Annotated in this window: 20 protein-coding genes; 11 read left to right on the top strand and 9 right to left on the bottom strand. The window is 38.4% G+C overall.

The window, feature by feature from the left end; genetic code table 11:
* Nucleotides 1-179 precede the first annotated feature (179 nt).
* Nucleotides 180-797, top strand: a complete 618-nt coding sequence (locus tag JIV24_RS12695; RefSeq protein ID WP_200465423.1) for a hypothetical protein — start codon at nucleotides 180-182, stop codon at nucleotides 795-797.
* A 503-nt stretch (nucleotides 798-1,300) separates the two neighbouring features.
* Here JIV24_RS12695 and JIV24_RS12690 read toward each other — a convergent pair.
* Entirely contained in the window at nucleotides 1,301-1,945 is a 645-nt protein-coding gene (locus JIV24_RS12690; protein WP_200465422.1) for a hypothetical protein, read from the bottom strand.
* Between the two features lie 417 nt (nucleotides 1,946-2,362).
* Between JIV24_RS12690 and JIV24_RS12685 the strand changes: the two genes are divergently transcribed.
* From JIV24_RS12685 to JIV24_RS12675, 3 genes are all read left to right on the top strand, one after another.
* Nucleotides 2,363-3,340, top strand: coding sequence for an NAD(P)-dependent alcohol dehydrogenase (locus tag JIV24_RS12685; RefSeq protein ID WP_200465421.1), 978 nt, complete (start codon nucleotides 2,363-2,365; stop codon nucleotides 3,338-3,340).
* Between the two features lie 116 nt (nucleotides 3,341-3,456).
* Complete coding sequence (locus JIV24_RS12680; RefSeq protein ID WP_200465420.1) at nucleotides 3,457-4,251, top strand: endonuclease/exonuclease/phosphatase family protein; 795 nt, start codon at nucleotides 3,457-3,459, stop codon at nucleotides 4,249-4,251.
* 196 nt (nucleotides 4,252-4,447) lie between these two features.
* Nucleotides 4,448-5,374 (top strand): alkaline phosphatase family protein, encoded by a 927-nt coding sequence (locus JIV24_RS12675; RefSeq protein ID WP_200465419.1) that lies wholly within the window; start codon nucleotides 4,448-4,450, stop codon nucleotides 5,372-5,374.
* Between the two features lie 35 nt (nucleotides 5,375-5,409).
* On the opposite strand, the gene JIV24_RS12670 is transcribed toward JIV24_RS12675, so the two are convergent.
* From JIV24_RS12670 to JIV24_RS12660, 3 genes are all read right to left on the bottom strand, one after another.
* The gene (locus JIV24_RS12670; protein ID WP_200465418.1) at nucleotides 5,410-5,754 is read right to left on the bottom strand and encodes a TfoX/Sxy family protein; all 345 of its coding nucleotides are present in this window, start codon (nucleotides 5,752-5,754) and stop codon (nucleotides 5,410-5,412) included.
* A 91-nt stretch (nucleotides 5,755-5,845) separates the two neighbouring features.
* On the bottom strand, nucleotides 5,846-8,122 hold the full coding sequence (locus tag JIV24_RS12665) for a patatin-like phospholipase family protein (protein WP_200465417.1): 2,277 nt from the start codon (nucleotides 8,120-8,122) through the stop codon (nucleotides 5,846-5,848).
* Between the two features lie 101 nt (nucleotides 8,123-8,223).
* Nucleotides 8,224-8,964, bottom strand: a complete 741-nt coding sequence (locus JIV24_RS12660) for a TylF/MycF/NovP-related O-methyltransferase (RefSeq protein WP_200465416.1) — start codon at nucleotides 8,962-8,964, stop codon at nucleotides 8,224-8,226.
* Between the two features lie 163 nt (nucleotides 8,965-9,127).
* Between JIV24_RS12660 and JIV24_RS12655 the strand changes: the two genes are divergently transcribed.
* Nucleotides 9,128-10,090: an isoaspartyl peptidase/L-asparaginase family protein gene (locus JIV24_RS12655; protein ID WP_200465415.1), complete on the top strand. Its 963-nt coding sequence runs from the start codon at nucleotides 9,128-9,130 to the stop codon at nucleotides 10,088-10,090.
* Between the two features lie 172 nt (nucleotides 10,091-10,262).
* Here the strand turns inward: JIV24_RS12655 and lysA are convergent, their stop codons facing one another.
* Both lysA and JIV24_RS12645 read right to left on the bottom strand, forming a co-directional pair.
* Entirely contained in the window at nucleotides 10,263-11,417 is a 1,155-nt protein-coding gene (gene lysA / locus JIV24_RS12650; RefSeq protein WP_200465414.1) for a diaminopimelate decarboxylase, read from the bottom strand.
* Nucleotides 11,418-11,424: 7 nt separating this feature from the next.
* Complete coding sequence (locus JIV24_RS12645; RefSeq protein ID WP_200465413.1) at nucleotides 11,425-12,738, bottom strand: aspartate kinase; 1,314 nt, start codon at nucleotides 12,736-12,738, stop codon at nucleotides 11,425-11,427.
* Between the two features lie 397 nt (nucleotides 12,739-13,135).
* On the opposite strand from JIV24_RS12645, the gene yihA reads away from it, so the two are divergent.
* The 6 genes from yihA (at nucleotide 13,136) to JIV24_RS12615 (ending at nucleotide 17,187) form a co-directional block, all read left to right on the top strand.
* Nucleotides 13,136-13,732, top strand: coding sequence for a ribosome biogenesis GTP-binding protein YihA/YsxC (gene yihA / locus JIV24_RS12640; protein ID WP_200465412.1), 597 nt, complete (start codon nucleotides 13,136-13,138; stop codon nucleotides 13,730-13,732).
* Between the two features lie 141 nt (nucleotides 13,733-13,873).
* Nucleotides 13,874-14,812 (top strand): ribose-phosphate pyrophosphokinase, encoded by a 939-nt coding sequence (locus JIV24_RS12635; protein WP_200465411.1) that lies wholly within the window; start codon nucleotides 13,874-13,876, stop codon nucleotides 14,810-14,812.
* Between the two features lie 93 nt (nucleotides 14,813-14,905).
* Nucleotides 14,906-15,514, top strand: coding sequence for a 50S ribosomal protein L25/general stress protein Ctc (locus JIV24_RS12630; protein WP_200465410.1), 609 nt, complete (start codon nucleotides 14,906-14,908; stop codon nucleotides 15,512-15,514).
* A 148-nt stretch (nucleotides 15,515-15,662) separates the two neighbouring features.
* Nucleotides 15,663-16,226 carry an aminoacyl-tRNA hydrolase gene (gene pth, locus JIV24_RS12625; RefSeq protein ID WP_234445821.1) on the top strand — a complete coding sequence of 188 codons (564 nt, stop codon included), beginning with the start codon at nucleotides 15,663-15,665 and terminating at the stop codon, nucleotides 16,224-16,226.
* 12 nt (nucleotides 16,227-16,238) lie between these two features.
* Entirely contained in the window at nucleotides 16,239-16,631 is a 393-nt protein-coding gene (locus JIV24_RS12620; protein WP_200465408.1) for an RNA-binding S4 domain-containing protein, read from the top strand.
* Between the two features lie 10 nt (nucleotides 16,632-16,641).
* Nucleotides 16,642-17,187 (top strand): DUF4924 family protein, encoded by a 546-nt coding sequence (locus JIV24_RS12615; RefSeq protein ID WP_200465407.1) that lies wholly within the window; start codon nucleotides 16,642-16,644, stop codon nucleotides 17,185-17,187.
* Here JIV24_RS12615 and JIV24_RS12610 read toward each other — a convergent pair.
* The 3 genes from JIV24_RS12610 to JIV24_RS12600 form a co-directional block, all read right to left on the bottom strand.
* Entirely contained in the window at nucleotides 17,180-17,536 is a 357-nt protein-coding gene (locus tag JIV24_RS12610) for a thiol-disulfide oxidoreductase DCC family protein (RefSeq protein ID WP_200465406.1), read from the bottom strand. The genes JIV24_RS12615 and JIV24_RS12610 overlap by 8 nt on opposite strands.
* A gap of 8 nt (nucleotides 17,537-17,544) precedes the next feature.
* A complete protein-coding gene (locus JIV24_RS12605; protein ID WP_200465405.1) occupies nucleotides 17,545-17,730 on the bottom strand; it encodes a hypothetical protein in 186 nt (61 codons plus the stop codon).
* Between the two features lie 156 nt (nucleotides 17,731-17,886).
* On the bottom strand, nucleotides 17,887-19,164 hold the full coding sequence (locus tag JIV24_RS12600; RefSeq protein ID WP_234445820.1) for an OmpA family protein: 1,278 nt from the start codon (nucleotides 19,162-19,164) through the stop codon (nucleotides 17,887-17,889).
* Nucleotides 19,165-19,174 lie beyond the last annotated feature (10 nt).

Genomic DNA, 19,174 nt, shown 5'->3' with positions numbered 1-19,174 from the left:
GAGCCGTGTGATGGGAGACTATCAAGCACGGTTCTGTGAGAGGCTTAGGGTGAAATTCCCTTTGCCTACTCGACTAGTCAACCGTTGTACCGCATACTGAACATACAGCAAAAGTTAATATAAATATCTGACGCAATACTTTTTATGGGACTGTATAATTCAAAATGAATAAACTAAATATGAAAATCAAACTTCATCATATAATTGGCTTACTTATAATTCTATCAGGATTAAGCTTGAAATCAATTTTAAATCATAATGTTGAATACTGGGGACAAGTAAAAACTTATACGATTTTAATATTCTTTGTCGGATTAATTACTCTTAATTTTAAGCTACTTTGGAGAATAGACAAAAAGCCTTTACTCTCATTTTACACAGTACCAGGGCAATGGATTTTTAGAGGGTTTAAAATTTTATTTGCATTAGCTTTATTAGTCGCAACTACAATTGGATTGGAGAATATTGGCATAAAACTTAACGGCAGAATTAAAGATTACTACCTGACCTCAAATACAAAAGAAACATTAGCAACAGTAATTGAAAAGAGAGGTATAGGTTATTCGGTAAAAACCATGAGGTGGCAACCTTTCTATATAATAGAATATACTGTGAATGACGAAACTATCAGACAAGGCATAAAATGCGAAAATGACGAAACTAAGAACCTTATAATATCTAATTCAATTAATCTAGCTGAGAATATGGATAATTTAAAGTTCAATGAATTGAAAGGGCTAAAAATTAGATTAGTTTATTCGGAAAAGCATCCAACATTTTTTAGAATAGTAAATTAATAACGGGGTACAACACGCTAGTAAAAAGCAATTGGCGTTCATGAGGTTTTGGAAGATAAGTTGGGTAATCCAACACCGCCAAACCGTTGATTTATGAACAAAGTATTTGCCATTTTAAGGCGTTCATGATTTCACAATTGGATTTATAAAAGAAAAGATAAAAACAAAATACAACGCTTTGGCTCAGCTTATTCTGAAAAGAAGCTAAGGAGTATTCACCCTTTCAGCGCGATGTAGCGAGACCGTTAACTCTAAATCAACAAGCCCAAAACATCTCATAAATCAATACTTTTACAATAACTCGAAACAGCAACGCCAGCCTTTAAAGCAATGCTTTATCAGGCTGGCGTGTTTGGAATAGGGAGTTTGTATGCTTATACCGATTATTCAATGAAATGAGCCTTATCTCAAACGGCGTTTGGCTAAGTCTCTTTATTGATATATCGGCATTTACCTTTGTAATTTCAAAGTTCGGAAAGGCTCACTTTGAAAAACAATTGGTATTATCTGTCAACAATTACTCTGGCGCCTTTGTACTGGTTATGCAGTTCAGGTAAGGTAAAGGATGCCAATTCCATCAATACATCCAGTTTCCCCTTTAACAGCTCATCCGCTTCTTCCATGCGGGCTTCCAGTTGTTCGCCTGCATTTTTACGGTTAACAATAGCACTGCGTACCAATGTTTGCTTGTCATCAAATTCGGCAAAGGCATCTTTAAGTCCTGCCAATCGTTCGGTGGTCATGCCATAAGGTTCTGCGTCTACCTGGTGTGTCTCGGCATAATCGACAATAACAGCCGATTTTGTTAATAAGGCCTGTTCGGCAAAGCGGCTTAACTGCGATGAGCTCACATCGCAACCATTTAAAAGGTCAGGCTTGTCGGTAAAAGTGGCAAAGGCTTTCAGTATTTTTGAAGCCTCAAGCGTTTTGTCTTCCAACTGTTCGCGGGTAAAAGCTTTGGTATTTACCGATCCGACAGTGGCCGTGCTCTTGTCTTTGTCGAGCTCTGCAATTATTACAAGGCAGGCTGCAAAGGCATCAGTGGAGTCTTTCAGGCCTGGTAAATGTTCCAGTAATTGCATGTTGGTGTTCAGATAGTCGCGTACCACCTTGTACATGTTCAAACGGTTGTTCAATCGTTTTTCCATTAAAATTAGATTTTGGTTATTAAATATTGTGTTCATAAAGATATAGCAAACAAAATAAATTGCAATGAACTAATGTAACATGACAATGAGGCAGTGCGAATGTGCTTTGCAGTTGCTGCGACTGACATTGTGGCGATGTGAAAGTGACTTGTAAGATTAGCGATATACAATGAATACATGTGAATATGACTTGTAACACTTGCGACTATCACCGCGCCAATGTAAAAACGTTTTGTATGGCCTGCGAGTATACATGATTGAACGTAATTATATTTCGAGACGCTGTTTGATGACCTTGTAAGCCTTGTGGTTTTATTCCGCGCACAGTAAGGTATAAAAGCGGCAATGGGATTTATATACTTGACTATGTGCCATGTATTGCCCAACTTTAATCAATAATGTAACATTTTAACCAATATGAAAGCATATCATATTAATACCTACGGCGTACCAGAAAAAGTCCTTCATTTAGTTGAGCTTAAACAACCAGAACCTAAAGAAAATGAGGTGAAGATTAAGGTTTATGCCACATCTATCAATGATTATGATTGGTGTATTAGTACGGGCAAGCCATTTTCTTATCGATTTATATTCGGAATATTCAGGCCCAAAAAGAAATTAGCGATACCCGGCATGGAGGTGGCTGGGATTATAGAGCAGGTAGGTAGTAATGTAACAAAGTTTGATATTGGTGATGCGGTTTACGGCGATATCTCAGAGTTTGGTTTTGGTAGCTTTGCCGAATTTCTTTGCATTGATGAAAAGGCACTAACCCGTAAGCCAGATAATATGAGTTTTGAAGAAGCAACATCTTTGCCGCATGCTGCCATGCTGGCTGTTCAAGGCCTGCAAGAAATTGGTCAGATGAAGGAGGGGCAAGCAATCTTAATCAACGGTGGAGGTGGAGGTGTTGGTGCATTAGGGCTTCAGATTGCCAAATTATATAAGGCCAGTGTTACGGGTGTAGATACTGGTGAGAAACTAGAAACAATGATAAGTTTAGGCTTTGACCAGGTGATTGATTATAAAAAGGAAGACTTTACCCAAAGTACTCAGCAGTACGATTTGATTCTGGATTGTAAAACCAATCGGGCAATCCGTAAATATTTAAAGGTACTCAAGCCCAAGGGAAAATACGTTTCAATAGGCGGTAAAACAGGCAAATTGATGCAAATGCTTTACTTGAGTCCGATACTGAAATTATTGAGTAAGAAACGCGTACATTTGGTGATGCTGAAAACCAATAAAAACCTGGATTATATCAATCAGTTGTATGACGACCAAAAAATCAGGTGTGTGATCGATGGCCCATATCCATTTGAAAAAATACCCTGGGCCATTCAACGCTTCGGCGATGGACTTCACCATGGAAAAATTGTGATTTCAGTTAAATAAGTATTATTCTTGCTAATGTGTGAATACAGACTCAATCCATAATTCTACGAAATGTCCGGTTAAAACGTATTGATGTTTAACGGCGGACAACATAGAAAATAAACAGACTGATAATTATGAGAAAAATAGCAGTGGCGATAGTGTGTTTGGGTATTAGTGTTTTTTATGCCTGCAACCTAAAGCAAACCAGTAATATAAAAGTGATGTCTTATAACATCAAGCATGGATACGGAATGGACAATGTGCTGGATCTAAATCGTGCTGCCGAAATTATTAAAGTGCAAGCGCCTGACTTATGTGGCTTACAAGAAATAGATAATTATTGCCGGCGATCAGATAGTGTGGCACAAACCGAATATATTGCTCAATCCGTTAATATGACTGGCACCTTTGTTAAGTTCATGGACTTCCAGGGTGGTGAATACGGAATGGCAACGCTATCGTCGCGGCCATTGGTGTCGACAAAAATATTGACCTTGCCTGATGGACTGGATGAGCCTCGCTCGGCAATTGTTCAGGAAGTTCAAATTGCAGAAGCCTGTACCCTTCTGTTTGTTAATGTTCACTTCGACTATGTTGACGGTAATGAGGGTGTTGCAAGTCGTTTAAATCAGGCTAAAGCATTAATGGAATACATTAATTCGATAGATAAAGCCGCTATTATAACCGGTGATTTTAACTGTGAGCCGAGGTCGTCAACCATGCAATATTTTTATGATCAGGGTTTTGAGTTTGTGCATAAGGGGGAGGATAATCTAAGCTATCAGGGAGATACGAAGCTTGAAATTGACCATGTTATTTATCGCCATACTTCGAAGGTTGAAATACGAGCTAAAAGCATCAGGCTGCTGGATGAACCAATAGTATCTGACCACCGTCCCTTAATCGCTGAGCTTGAAGTGGTGTATTGATTCGTAAGAACTTGCGGCATCCAGTCGTATGAGTAAGCCGTGATAATTTTTTCATCAAAATAGAGCGAATTTCCATATTTAGGTATTTACTTACTCATATTAAAAGGGTAATTTGAGTTAGGCTACTCAATTCTTTTTTAATAAGCTGTGTTCGAAGTAATATTTTGAATTCAGGTCGCTTATAAACTGATAATTTATGCGAGCTAGTGCTAATATTTTCCTTTTATGTTTGTTGTTATTGATGGAGTCATGCAATAAACAAGATACATGTGAGCAATCGGATATTTTTATTGATGGTAACAAGAGGGGTAGAAAAGTATTGATTATCGGCATTGATGGTTTTAGGTCGGATGCTATGCAGCAACATATATCACCTTTCCTGTATAATTTATCACAGCTAAGTGACACATACTATAATGATGCTCATCAGGTTGAAAAGCTGACCTTTAGCGGACCCAATTGGACCAGCATTTTAACAGGTGTGCATATACAGAAGCATCAGGTTGGAACAAATGAACTGGGGTATCATAAGCTGCACGAGTATCCTCACTTTTTTAATTACATCGAATTGGCAGATAGTCGTTTAAACACTGTTTCGCTTTCAAGTTGGACAATTATAAATGAGCGTATTGTTAGCGGTAATGCCGACTATGCAAAAACCTACAAATATGCCGATGAGGATGTGTACCTGGCAGCGTTGCAAATTCTAAGAGAACAGATACCAATCGTTCCTGATGTGATGTTTGTGTCCTTTCATGAACTGGACGGGGCAGGGCATGATTATGGTTTTAGTGCTAATCAACCAGAATATGTGAATACATTAAGCCGAATTGATGCTTATATCAATGATGTGGTTTCTGTTATTGAGGCTAAACGACAAGCTGGCGAAGATTGGCTGCTTATTGTTGTCTCCGATCATGGTGGCGATAATAAAAGCCATAAAGGAGGCTACGGCAACGTCAATATCAGGAATACTATCTTTTATGCGAATCATCCAATGCTCACATTTAATCACTCACACCGAAGTGCTCAGGTTGATGTAGTGCCCACAGTGCTGGATTATTTAGGAATCGTAAGTTTGGGTTTTAATTGTAAAACCGATGGCGTTTCGTTGATTAAGTAGATTTACAACAAGGGATTATTATCAATGGCAATGACTTACTTCTTTTTCTTACTCGATTTAGCTAAAGGATTAAAATCAAGACAATGCTGTATCCAGGTGTCTAGTTCATCATCCATATCGATGCCTTGCGGTTCTACCATTACAAAGCCTTTCATCGTGCGTCCGGTGAAATTCATTGCCTTGGCACCTGGCTGCTGAAGCAGTGTTTCATAGTCTTCAGGATTCACTCGGGTCATCAAATCATTTTTAACAACGCCCACGCACATTTTATCATCCACCATAAAACACAGACCACCCATCATCTTTTTTTCAAGGTAAGTGGTGTTTTTAGTTTTAAGCCATTGTCGAATGCGATCGGCTAAGTGTTCGTCGTAGGCCATTGTTAATATTGGTTTATGTGGTGTAATTCGTCAACCCGAAATCTACCGAGTGCTTAATTGTCTTATTTCTTAGATTCTATATCTGAGTTTGTTATAAGAACGGATAGCCAACACTAATATACATACGAGCTTTCCAGTCGTCAAGGTTAGTGCCTACACCAAAGGTTATAGGACCAATAAGGCTATTAATGGCGATGCCACCTCCAAAGCCTAAGATATATTCGCGAGGACCAAGGTAGAAGTTTTGATCTTTAAAATCGTCGTTGCCAAAATTAGGTGCGCAAATACCATTGGCAACAGCGTGTGCATAAATGGTTTGAGTTAGGTTGATGTTAAACTTAAAACTTGCCAGACCGTAGTTTTCAGCAATTTTTTCGCGGTAATTAAGCCCTACAAATGCGGCATCGCCCGTACTAATATTATAGGCTGTTCCTCCAATGTAATGCATGTCAAAGAATGGAGCGTCAGCAGAAAATGCAGCCAGTGAAATACCTGTTTCAAAATGAGCATTTTTAGAGGCGCTAAAACTTTTAAGGTATCTAACAGAGCCTGCCAGATAGTGCTCCTGAGGAACTTGTATTAATGGAGCTATCAAAGCTTTAGCATATGGCTCACCATCATAGTAATCATATGCTTTAAAATTTAGTTTGCCCGATAGGTGTAAATGGTGTCCTTTGGTGGCAAAAAAACGTTTGTTCAGAGTGTTTCTGTCGGCTGTAAAAGTTCCATACACAAAACCATTTCCAAATCGTTCAACCCCTTGATCAAAAATGCTCGATAAGCCCGATTCCTGACTTGTACGCACTTCTTCCCAGTCGATTTTGACAGTGATGATGGTGCTGGTGTTAAATGATAAAAATAGTCCAGCTCCGGCTTGGGTCTTGTAATAATTGAGTGTGCCTGCTTTTTTTAAGTTTTCCTGATAGAGCGGTAAAGGGGTTTTTTCGAAGTAGCCATCACCAATAAAACCTGTCAATTGACGCTCCCCCATGTAGGCAATCATCTCACCATGCATGCGTGGTGTTTCTGAAATGTCGGCTGTAAGTGAGAGGCGACTGTTTTTAAATAAAATATTACGAACTGTGATATTTGTAATCAGGCCGGCCTTCAACTCATTGTCATAATGGATAGAGAACTTGGCCTGTGTCAGGTTGGTTTCTTCAGTATTGAAAATTAGTGAGTAAGTAGAATCGTTATAATGCAGGTCATACGTGATGTGCTTATAAAATCGGGTGCCAACCAGGCGACGTACGCCGCGATTAATATCATTAAGGCTGACCGTATCACCTTCTTGTATTTTTAGTTTGCTGAGGTAATAATTGCGCGATACGTGTTCGCGATTATTAATAACAATGTCTGAGATAATAACTTCATCAGGTGTGTAATGATATGGCGCATCATTCTTTATGGCAATGAGGTTTAAGGAGTCTGCTAAGTGTTTAAAGTCATCTACCTGCTTTAGTGCAGCCTGCTCACCTCTCTTAACAATGTCTTTGCCGTCAAAAAAACTGGCACTTGTGAATGGATGTAGTTCTGGTGTAATCAGGTAGTCAGTCACTTTTATGGCTTCATCAAAAGCAATGTTGCTGCCAATCATGGCCGAAGTCATTAATATTTCAGTGATGCTTTTTAGGTCATCAATCTTTGGTTTATCACTGGCTCCTACATTGACACCAATAATGATATCCGCACCCATTTCTTTACAAAGCAGTACCGGAAAATTATCCAGTACACCACCATCAACTAAGTACATACTGTCTTTTTCAACAGGCGTAAATACTGAAGGTATGGCCATACTGGCGCGCATGGCTTCCGATATATCACCTTCTTTAAATACATAGGGTTTACCTTCAACTAAATCAACGGCTACACATCTAAATGGTATGGGTAAATCATCAAACGAAGAGGAATTGGAAACATGCCAGGTTAAGCTTGATAGCATTTCTGATATCCGCTGACCACGTACCATTCCTGCAGGTAGTTTCAATCCTTTACGTGTAATATCGAATTCAAGTTGAAAGCGGTTGTAATCAGCTTTTTCTTCAGGTACTACATCGTGTAGCGGTATCTGGTCACTTAATACCACGGCCCAATCAATTGAGTTGACAATGGAGTCCAGTTCTACAGCCGAATAACCTGATGCATATAGGCCACCAATAATACTTCCCATACTGGTTCCGGTAATGTAGTCGGGGCGAATGCCGGCCTCTTCCAGAACTTTTAATACGCCAATGTGAGCCAGGCCTTTTGCTCCTCCGCCACTTAATACAAGTCCTATTTTGGGCCGCTTACTACTTTCTTGAGCCCACAATTGCTGATGTGTCAATATGGCCAGACAAATACAGATGTATGCGAGTAGTTTATTCATTGGTATTAATGCAAAAGTTTAAGGTCTATTAAGTTTTATGTACTTGAAAATGTTGGTTCTGTGCTGACAATTATTTGCTATTCGCTTGACGTTCTAATAATCTATCGACTGTTCTTGATTAATACAACGGAACCATACATGTCTGGTAATTCAACAAATACCTCAGGGATATGTTGCTCGAATTCATCAACGGCTTTTTTAACGCCATCCCAGTTATGATTATAATCGTGCACGATGATGGTGCCTTTAGGGCTTAGTTTAGGATAAAAATATTCCAACGCATCTAAGGTCGATTGGTAGAGATCAGCATCAATATGAACTAAAGCATATTTGGTTTCGTTGATGCCTTCTGTTGTAGCCGGAAATACACCTTCTTTAATAATAAGTTTGTCCTTGTTACCATCGATATATTGCAGTACTTCTTCGGGCGAAGTATTATCGAACTGCACCGTTTGTGGTCGTACTGTTCCATCGCAGTCTTCTTTTATCACTAGTTTAGGTAATCCGCTAAAGCTGTCGTATAGATAAAAATCTTTTTGGGGTAAAAGGTGATGAATCAATTTGGCTGTTTCTCCTTTATATACACCTAGTTCGGCGATAGCACCTGCAATATCGTTTTTTTGTATGCGCTTTAATTGTAGCCATAAAGAGTAAAAGCGCATTTTATCTTTAAACTTACGCTCCTGTTTTAATAGGACTTTACTGTGCTCTTTCTTTTTTTGAGCGTCGAGCCAACTAAAGGGTTTGAAAAGTTTATGAGTGTAAAAGCTCCAGAAGTAGCTTAAAGCCATTAATGTTACCAGGTTAATAAGTATCAAATTGAGGAATTGGATGAGTGTCATATGATAGTTTTCAAGGTTTATAACAAAGATAAATTATTTTTTTGTCCTTGATATAGCGATTGCTTCGAATGGGAAATTTACCCTAATGAATTAGCTGATTGAGTGTTTCAAATTATTACATTTGTTAATTAGCATTTTCTTAACTTCATTCAGATACAATACTATGAGAAGAATAACTTATGCCGTTTTAATACTTATAACTTTTGCTTGTCAAACGCCTGCACCCGTTCAACAGGATTGGGCTATTGCTATACACGGCGGGGCAGGTAATATGGACAGTACTAAATTTTCAGCGGATGATATATTGCGCTACGAAACGGCCTTGCAAACGGCTCTCGAAATCGGAAAAACAGCTTTAGCCGATGGAGAATCATCACTCGATGTGGTAGAAAAAGTAGTCAGAAACCTGGAAGATAATCCACTTTTTAATGCTGGTAAAGGGGCCGTATTTACCAATGATGGACGTAATGAACTGGATGCTGCCATAATGGATGGGAGTAATTTAAATGCCGGTGCCGTGGCTGGGGTTGGAGATATTCGTAATCCGATTAGTGCTGCGCGTTTGGTAATGGAAAAATCACCTCATGTGTTGTTAATTGGTAAGGGAGCTTCGTTGTATGCCACGCAAAATGGCATTGAAACAGTTGATAGCTCGTATTTTTTTACCGATAAGCGCTGGCAGCTTTTACAACGTACCTTACAAAAAGCTGGTAAAAACGGAACTGTAGGCTGTGTAGCATTAGATAAAAATGGTAATCTGGCTGCAGCTACTTCTACAGGTGGAATGAATAACAAACGTTATGGACGTGTGGGGGATGTGCCTATTATTGGAGCCGGTACCTATGCCAACAATAACACCTGTGCTGTGTCTGCAACAGGGCATGGCGAGTATTATATTCGTTATACTGTGGCACACGATATTTCTGCTCTTATGGAGTACAAAGGAGTTAGCTTAAGTGAGGCTGCTCAAACAGTGATCAACGAAAAACTTAGTAATGAAGCTGGAAATGGAGGTGTTATTGCTGTTGATAAATCAGGAAATGTAACACTAGAGATGAACTCAACAGGTATGTTTCGTGGCTGGGCCAACTCATCAGGCGATGGGGGTGTGGCAATTTTTAGATAAGATTTAAAAATAAAAAACACAGAATACTGGATATTATTGGATCGAAACTGTCGATCTACAAATAAAAAAAGGATGTCATCTTTTATGCAAGAATATGCTTAAAAGATGACATCCGTATATTCTTGACTAAGAACAGGAAACACAAAACGATCCCATGTCTTATGTCTAAAGTTTATATTTCATCAGAATAGTAAGCCAATGGTAACTCCCGCAAATTGTAGCGATTAGCCATTATTTCTCCATAAGCACCAGCCGAACGAATAGCGATTAAATCGCCCCTTCCGGTTTCGGGTAAGTCAACCGCTTTACCAAAACAGTCGCTTGATTCGCAAATTGGCCCAACTACATCGTACTTAGCAGATGGCTTATTTGAAGTCAGGTTCTCTATTTTGTGATAAGCCTGGTACAATGCCGGACGAATCAGGTCACTCATACCTGCATCAACAATGGCAAACTTGGTATTTACACCATTTTTCACATATAGTACCTTACTAAGTAATGCTCCACACTGTCCTACCATTGAACGCCCCAGTTCGAAGTGTAATTCCTGACCTGGTTTTAATTCTAATAGTTCATCAAAGAGCTTGAAGAAACTTTTAAAATCAGGGATAGAACTACTGTCAGGCTGTTCGTAATCGATTCCTAATCCGCCACCAACATTAACCACTTTAGGGCATATCTGATGACTGATGAACCACTTTTGTAGTTCATTCACGCGCAGGCACAAATCTTTGAACGACATTAGGTCGGTAATTTGTGAACCGATATGAAAATGAAGACCTTCTAACTCAACGTTTTTAAGTTTAGCCAGAGCATCAATTACATTTTCTAAATCCCACTGGTTAATGCCGAACTTATTTTCTTCCAGCCCGGTGGTAATATAATGGTGAGTATTGGCATTCACATTCGGGTTAATGCGCAAAGCTACTTTGGCTACTTTCCCTTTCTTCTCTGCTAGTTCGTTAATGATTTCCAGTTCAGGAATAGACTCAACGTTAAAACACGCGATGTCATTATCTAGTCCCAGGTTGATTTCCCAGTCGGCTTTGCCAACACCGGCAAATACCACCCCACTGGCACCAAAACCTGTTTCAAGGGCCTTTTTAACCTCGTTTCCACTTACGCAGTCTGCACCAAATCCGGCATCTTTAATGGTCGATAAAATGCGATCGTTGGCATTTGCTTTTACCGCATAATGCACCTTAAAGCCATAAGAGCCAGCTTCCTTTTTTACTGAATCAAGCGTTGCATTTAGCAAAGCCATATCGTAGAAGTAAAAAGGCGTTTGAAGTTGATTTAATGAATCAACAGGAAAATTAAAATTCATTCGTTTCCTAGTTAAAAAGTTTATCACTCAAAAGATTTAAGGCCTTCTTTTTATCATTAGCATTAATGAGCAAAGATAGGTTGTAATTGCTTCCGCCATAGGAAATCATTCTGATTGGAATCTCCTTAACGGCATCAAAAATAGTGTTGGCATAACCTCTGTTGTCAGCAATTAAATCACCCACTACACAAACAATTACTTGCTCTCTATCAACTTCAACGGAACCGTATTTTTTTAAGTCATTCACGATCTCAGTCAAATGCTTGTCGTCATCAATGGTTACAGATACGCCTACCTCTGAAGTGGTAATCATATCAATTGGTGTTTTGTAACTCTCAAATATCTCAAATACTTTGCGAAGAAAACCATAGGCCAATAGCATGCGACCTGATTTAATTTTAATGGCGGTGATGCCATCTTTAGCAGCTACAGCCGCCATACGTTCTTTGCGTTGTTTTGATGAAATGAGGGTACCCTCAGCTTCTGGTTTCATCGTATTAAGCAGGCGCACAGGTATATTAGCCAGCTTGGCCGGTAAAACACTTGTCGGGTGCAATATCTTAGCGCCAAAGTAGGCTAACTCGGCTGCTTCATCAAATGATAATTCCGAAATACTTTTGGTATTTTCAACGTAACGAGGGTCGTTATTGTGCATGCCATCAATATCGGTCCAAATCTGGATTTCATCAGCTTCGGTGGCAGTGCCAATTAATGAAGCGGAATAATCGCTACCTCCACGCTGGAGATTATCTATTTCGCCAAAGGCATTGCGACAAATGTAACCTTGGGTAATATAAATCTTACTGTCACCCTGTTCTTTGATAACCTTTTTAAGGTTTTCTTTTATATAGGTAGCATCCGGCTCATTATTCTTGTCAATGCGCATGTAATCAAGCGCAGGCAGTAAAGTTGAATCTTTACCATTTTCTTTTAAGAAATAATGAAAAAGAGCGGTTGAAATTAATTCGCCCTGAGCCAAAATAGCTTTCTCTTCAAATACTGTAAACATATCGATGGTAAACGATTTGATAAAATCGAAATGTGATTTTATCAACTGTTTTCCTTTTTTGAGATACTCTTCGCTTTTGAATAGTTTAATAACCTCCTGCTCATACTTAGCCTCCAGGTTATTAATGACTTCATTTGCGCCGTCGTGGTTTTGTTTATACAAGTAATTTGCAATTTCTACAAGGCTGTTTGTAGTGCCCGACATGGCCGATAACACAACAATCTTTTGATGACTATCATCTATAATGTTAGCCACCTCCATCATACGCTGCGCCGAACCAACTGATGTTCCACCAAACTTAAGTACTCTCATCTTAATAGTAATAATGATTGTTCACAATAACTTTTCGGCAACAAAATTATAAGTTTTAATGCCAAGATGTGTGACTATTTGAAAGAAAATTGACTTGCTCAATTTTGATTATTAACAAATTACACGACAAAAAACGAAATACAACTAAAATTAACAAAAAGTTAAAAAAATAACAACAAATATTATTTCTATTATTTTTGTGAATTATTGTAGGTTATTACACATTATTTGTGTTTTTACTTAATGAAATTGCACCTAACTTTGTACATTATTTAGGCAGTGTTTGAAACAAGCTTGCAAATTTGATTCTCAACATTAAGAAAGAAGCATATTATTAAGCGGTAAATTATATTTATTGGGGAGTTTCGTTTAAGGCTTAAGAACAAATAAGATACAGATGAAAATAAATACAGCACAGTTTTTTAAAAGTAGCGCCAAGGCTAATCAGTGTCCAAAAGAAGATCGTCCCGAATATGCATTCATAGGCCGTTCAAATGTAGGCAAGTCATCGCTAATAAATAAGCTATGTAAGCGTAAGGCATTAGCCAAAACATCATCCACACCCGGAAAAACACAACTGATCAACCATTTTGATATTGATAAAAGTTGGTACCTGGTAGACTTACCTGGCTTTGGTTATGCAAAAGTTTCGAAAACTATTCGTGCTACTTTCGGTGAGCTTATTACGGATTATATATCGTCGCGAAAAAACCTGATGTGTTTATTTGTGTTGATAGACTCACGCATTCCAATGCAGGAAATTGATTTAGCCTTTATGAATTCCATGATTGAAAATGGGGTGCCCATTGCAATTGTATTTACTAAAACTGATAAGCTTAACAAAAGTCAATATGCCACATACATGAAAAAGTACGAAGAGCAATTGTTAGAATTTTGGGAGGAATTACCACCTGTTTTTTATACTTCATCAAAAAGCGGACTTGGTAGCGATGAGTTACTGAATTTCATCGAAGATTTAAATTCGAAATGGTAATATTCAGTTTTTGAGGTAGTTGGATGATAAAATAAACAATTATACTTTTTTATGATGTTTGTACATGTTAAGAAAATATGAATTGCTTACCTTTGCAGCCACAAAGCAACATTTGAAATAATCTGATAAACATCAATTTAAATGCCACCGAAAGCTCCAATTAAGATATTTGCGGGAACTAGTACGAAGTATCTAGCTGAAAAAATTAGTCTTTGCTCAGGCAGAGAATTAGGTAGTGTTAACTGCTTAAGATTCAGTGATGGTGAATTTACAACTGCCTTTGAAGAAACTGTTCGAGGCTCTCACTTATTTTTATGCCAGTCAACATTCCCTCCTTCAGATAACCTGATGGAGTTATTGATGATGATTGATGCAGCCAAGCGTGCATCGGCTTATAAAATCGTAGCCGTTATGCCATATTTTGGGTTTGCACGTCAGGATCGTAAAGACCAACCTCGTGTAGCCATTGGCGCAAAGTTAGTTGCAGATATGTTACAAGCTGCAGGTGTCGATCGTGTAATAACGATGGACTTGCATGCCGATCAAATCCAGGGATTCTTCAATATTCCGGTTGATCACCTATATGCATCTTCTATTTTTGTGCCGCACATTAAGCACATGAATATGGATGACCTAATTATTGCATCTCCTGATGTTGGCGGTACCAAACGTGCTAATACCTATGCCAAATTCCTTGAAACTCCAATGGTTATTTGTCATAAGCAGCGCTCAAAAGCGAACGTTGTTGATGAAATGCGTGTCATTGGTGATGTTGAAGGAAAGAATGTGATAATGGTTGACGATATGGTTGATACAGCAGGTACATTAACCAAAGCAGCTGATATGATGTTAGATGCCGGAGCTAAGAGTGTACGTGCCTTTACAACACATGCAGTATTGTCTGGTCCTGCATATGAGCGTATCGAAAATTCAGGTTTAGCTGAATTGTATGTAACTGATTCGATTCCTTTAAAACAAGAGAGTGATAAAATTAAAGTGTTATCGGTAGCTCAACTTTTTGCCGATACCATCGAAAAAGTATATAATTATCAGTCGATAAGCAATCAATTTTTACTTTAAAGTATTATCTTTGCAGCCGCTTTAGAGCAAGCGTGTGATGGGAAATTAAGCCTCACATGGTTATAATTTTGAGTAGCACTTAATAAAAGAATTATGCAAACAATTGAAATTAAAGGTACTGTACGTGCCGAGTTAGGTAAAAAATCAACCAAAGCATTACGTGCTGAAGGTCAAGTTCCATGTGTGATTTACGGTGGAGAAAGTAATGTTCACTTTACAGCCTCAGAAGCTGAATTCCGTAAAGTAATTTACACTCCAAACGTATACATTATCAATGTAAATGTTGACGGAACTGTTTATCCTACTGTTCTTCAGGACACACAATTCCACTCAGTAAAAGAGCAATTATTACATGCTGACTTCTTATTAGTTAAAGAAGACAAGCCTGTTGTTATTGAAATTCCAGTTAAATTGGACGGATTTGCTGAAGGTGTAAGAGCTGGTGGTAAGCTTCAGTTAGAGAAGCGTAAGCTTAAAGTAAAAGCTTTAGCTAAGTATTTACCTGATACATTAGATATCAACATTGACGAGCTTGGACTTGGAAAAACAATTCAAGTTGGTGGATTGTCATTTGACAACCTTGAGATGTTGAATGCTAAGAATGCAGTAGTAGTTGCTGTACGTTTAACACGTGCTGCCCGTGCCGCTGGTCAGGCAGGTGGCGAAGAAGGCGAAGCTACTTCAGAAGCAGCAGAAGCGTAGATTTAACACGCCATATAAAAAAAAGCCTCCATATTCGCATATGGAGGTTTTTTGTATTTTAGCCACTCATTAAAAATTGATTTATACGAGAATGTTTGGGCTGTTTAAATTATTTTCAAAAAAGAAAAAAGATAATATTCCATCAGAAATGAAGTACCTGGTTGTAGGGTTGGGAAATATAGGCGATGAATACGCTCAAACCCGTCATAATGTAGGTTTTGAAGTGCTTGAAGCCATAGCTAAAAATAACGAAGCCCAATTTAAGGACGAGCGTTATGGTGCTGTTACCACTTATAAATTTAAATCGCGACAGATTGTATTGTTGAAACCGAATACATATGTGAACCTTAGTGGACGGGCCATTAACTACTGGATGCAGAAGGAGAAAATTCCTTTAAGTAATGTGCTGGTTGTAGTTGATGATTTGGCGCTCCCTTTTGGTTCATTGCGTTTAAAAACCAAAGGCGGTGATGCAGGACATAATGGACTAAAAAGTATTCAGAGTACATTAGGTACCGCAAGTTATTCGCGTTTGCGTTTCGGTATTGGTAACAAGTTTTCTAAAGGGCGTCAGGTCGATTTTGTACTGGGTAAATGGTCTGACGAAGAATGGTCAGGTTTGCTTGAGCGCGTAAAGGTGGTAGAAGATATTGTAAAAGCATTTGTAACGATTGGTGCTGCACGCACAATGAGTCAGTACAATAATAAGTAATACATCGGTGATATGGCAGGAGCAAGTGTTAGAATAGATAAGTATCTGTGGTCTGTACGACTGTTTAAAACCAGAACGATTGCCGCTGAAGCCTGCAAAAAGGGAAAGGTAATGATGAATGGTATTTCAGTTAAATCATCGCGTACGATCAAAGCCGGCGATGAGATAGAAATCCGGATGCCTCCTATTACACGACGATTTAAAGTGCTTGACGTAGCTGAAAAGCGAATGGGTGCTAAATTGACACCAGATTTTATAAAAGATATTACGCCACCCGATCAGTTTGAAATGCTTGAATTGGCAAGGTTAGCCAGTAATGCTAACCGAGACAGGGGGATGGGACGTCCAACTAAAAAGGATAGACGCGATTTAGAGAAATTACAAGAAGGAGATTGGGACTTATAATATTTGAAGTATGATAGTAGCACAGCAAAAGAAAAAAGAAAATATCGTTGAGTACATCTTATATATGTGGCAGGTTGAAGATCTGATCAGAGCCAATAAGGTCGACATGTCCTTAATAGATAAGCATATTATACCCGGCTATCAGCAAAACGAAGAAATAACGCTCGAAATAAGAGACTGGTGGGCTAACTTAACGGAGATGATGCGCATTGAGAATAAGGCTGAAAAAGGACATCTTCAAATAAATGTAAATACCGTTAATGATGTTAATCGCCTGCATAACCAATTGTTGAAATCACCTAATGAAGTGGCGTATCAGCATCTTTATAATAGCATGGCTGCCAGTATTCAGGAGTTTGACAATAAATCGGGAAATGTACTTGAGAATGATATTGCGATTTGTCTCACAGCTATTTATGGTTCATTTTTAATGAAGCTTAAAAATCAGGAAGTTTCTAAAGAAACCAGTGAAGCTATCAAGGTGTTTAGTCGTTTGTTAGGTACTTTGGCCAAAAAATACAAAGAAGAACAAGAGGGGAAGCTTGACCTTAATTAAAGTTGCAAGCAGTTTTGCCAAACCATCGATACCTGTTACGGGCGAATTTGTAGTACAATTTGTTGAGGATTTTCTTAGGTATTAATTTAGCAAGTATTGCAGCAATCGTCCAAAGTCCACCTGTTAAATATAGCAGTGATATAGCGGCTTCACCGGCCATTTGTGTTTTTGAATGATGTATCAGCAGCAGTTCGTCACCAATAGAACGGCTTACCAATTGGAATGGGATAAAATTCACTTTTCTATCTGCTCTAGAGTGCTTTCGAAGAAAACTAACGAAACCTAAGCAGAAACCACACTGACCATCATAATAGATAATTGGTAAGTCTGTGGTTTTAACTGCTTTCATTTTTAGAATTATTTATCGTTATCGATCGGATTTGCCTGATCTTCATTGTCTATTTCGGCACAGCAAATATCAGCCGCTTGATCGGTTTTGAAATAGGAGTTAGCATTAGATACAAAACCTTTGTTTGAAAATACATCAAAGATGAAGTCCTTATCGCTGTTGGCTTTGCATTGCACTATGATTTTTCGTACCATAAGTTAAAGTTTAAATTGTCAAAGGTATATAGGTAATAATACAATGCAAATTTAGAATTTGCGTTAATTTGCCCTTATTTACCTGTTAAAGTTAGTGCAATTGAGAATGAGCATTTAGCTCTATAAGTTGAACATGACCTGTTCAAAAAGGTTCAATTATGGCTTAAATATTACGATGTCAGCTCGTCGATTGATCACTTCAATAGCCGAGCTTTTTTGTTTGTTTTTAGGAAGCAATAAATCATTTTCACCTTTAGGCAATAATGTAAAGCGGTTTTTGTCAATACCTAAATCATCAACAAAGTAAGAAAGAACTTCTTCGCAACGCTTTTTACTTATTTCCATATTTTCCTCCGGATTTTCACGACTGTCGTTATAGCCATAAATGCCAACTGTAGAACGTGGATTTTTGACCATATAAAGTCCGATAGTGGCTAGGTCAACATGGTCTTTTGTATCTAGCTTACTCTCATAAGAGTCAAAATAAATCGATACCATGTTATTGCTGCCGTATATACGCATCGAATGGTGTTTAATCTTAATGGAATCAATTTTTACAACCTTCTTTGACTCATATTGACGTAATTGTTCTTCCAGCGCTGCTACTTCTTCAGCTAAAGGATCTTTCTTGGGCTTATCAAAAACATTAAAGCCATAACCACGATGTGTCCAGCGTGAATGACGCTTATCTTTTTTGCCAATTTTGTATGTCAACTGTAGGCTTGGATACCAATACTTATCATTATTAGCTCCCACCAGAATATTGTCTAATTTATCTTCGATTGACCAGCGCATTGTTGTTTCAAATCCGATATCAAAACTCCGGTTAATCCTATATTCCAGGCCTAATGTTAAGGGTGTTGCTATTTCGTTGGCACGCGCTATTTTTTGATAGGGATCAAGTGGATCATAACCTAATACAATGTACTCAGTTCCTTCTCTGTTTTGCACAACTTCATCTGTTTCGGTATAATGAACTCTGGTTCGAAAAGAGGCCACCCCTACTCCAATTTTCAAATATAGATTCCACTTATCTCGCATAGGACCAGGATAGGTGAACCACTGATTGATATAGGTGATAGCATTAACCGAATAGTCGATAATGTTACCTACGCTGTAATAAATTTCATTGCCCGATCGAAAATCACTTGTCAGGATTTGAAAATCGAGTGCCCAGGCCGGGTGTATTTGTTTGGCTAGTCTTACTGTTGGTCCAAAGTTCCAATGCTTGTCAGGAAAAACGGCGTATGAAGTGAGATCGTTATGCATCACCAAGGGGCCATAACCCACCGCTATTGACCATGTGTTAAAGATCTTGTCTCTTGAATAGCGTTGATGTTCCTCTAATTGACGATGATCGGTTGAGGATTGTGCCATAGCGCTATGCAGGCAACCAACAATCGCGAGAATCAATATGGTTGAAAATAATCTCATGTTCATGTGT

This window comes from Carboxylicivirga marina (assembly GCF_016612505.1).
Lineage (GTDB): Bacteria > Bacteroidota > Bacteroidia > Bacteroidales > Marinilabiliaceae > Carboxylicivirga > Carboxylicivirga marina.
This window is presented reverse-complemented; position numbering and strand designations above follow the sequence as displayed.

Coding starts and splice junctions, on each gene's coding strand:
- pth (WP_234445821.1), top strand. CDS start 15,663: ATGAAGTACCTGGTTGTAGGGTTGGGAAATATAGGCGATGAATACGCT.
- yihA (WP_200465412.1), top strand. CDS start 13,136: ATGAAAATAAATACAGCACAGTTTTTTAAAAGTAGCGCCAAGGCTAAT.
- JIV24_RS12690 (WP_200465422.1), bottom strand. CDS start 1,945: ATGGAAAAACGATTGAACAACCGTTTGAACATGTACAAGGTGGTACGC.
- JIV24_RS12685 (WP_200465421.1), top strand. CDS start 2,363: ATGAAAGCATATCATATTAATACCTACGGCGTACCAGAAAAAGTCCTT.
- JIV24_RS12605 (WP_200465405.1), bottom strand. CDS start 17,730: ATGGTACGAAAAATCATAGTGCAATGCAAAGCCAACAGCGATAAGGAC.
- JIV24_RS12630 (WP_200465410.1), top strand. CDS start 14,906: ATGCAAACAATTGAAATTAAAGGTACTGTACGTGCCGAGTTAGGTAAA.
- JIV24_RS12610 (WP_200465406.1), bottom strand. CDS start 17,536: ATGAAAGCAGTTAAAACCACAGACTTACCAATTATCTATTATGATGGT.
- JIV24_RS12635 (WP_200465411.1), top strand. CDS start 13,874: ATGCCACCGAAAGCTCCAATTAAGATATTTGCGGGAACTAGTACGAAG.
- JIV24_RS12645 (WP_200465413.1), bottom strand. CDS start 12,738: ATGAGAGTACTTAAGTTTGGTGGAACATCAGTTGGTTCGGCGCAGCGT.
- JIV24_RS12600 (WP_234445820.1), bottom strand. CDS start 19,164: ATGAGATTATTTTCAACCATATTGATTCTCGCGATTGTTGGTTGCCTG.
- JIV24_RS12675 (WP_200465419.1), top strand. CDS start 4,448: ATGCGAGCTAGTGCTAATATTTTCCTTTTATGTTTGTTGTTATTGATG.
- JIV24_RS12680 (WP_200465420.1), top strand. CDS start 3,457: ATGAGAAAAATAGCAGTGGCGATAGTGTGTTTGGGTATTAGTGTTTTT.
- JIV24_RS12670 (WP_200465418.1), bottom strand. CDS start 5,754: ATGGCCTACGACGAACACTTAGCCGATCGCATTCGACAATGGCTTAAA.
- JIV24_RS12615 (WP_200465407.1), top strand. CDS start 16,642: ATGATAGTAGCACAGCAAAAGAAAAAAGAAAATATCGTTGAGTACATC.
- JIV24_RS12655 (WP_200465415.1), top strand. CDS start 9,128: ATGAGAAGAATAACTTATGCCGTTTTAATACTTATAACTTTTGCTTGT.
- JIV24_RS12695 (WP_200465423.1), top strand. CDS start 180: ATGAAAATCAAACTTCATCATATAATTGGCTTACTTATAATTCTATCA.
- JIV24_RS12665 (WP_200465417.1), bottom strand. CDS start 8,122: ATGAATAAACTACTCGCATACATCTGTATTTGTCTGGCCATATTGACA.
- lysA (WP_200465414.1), bottom strand. CDS start 11,417: ATGAATTTTAATTTTCCTGTTGATTCATTAAATCAACTTCAAACGCCT.
- JIV24_RS12620 (WP_200465408.1), top strand. CDS start 16,239: ATGGCAGGAGCAAGTGTTAGAATAGATAAGTATCTGTGGTCTGTACGA.
- JIV24_RS12660 (WP_200465416.1), bottom strand. CDS start 8,964: ATGACACTCATCCAATTCCTCAATTTGATACTTATTAACCTGGTAACA.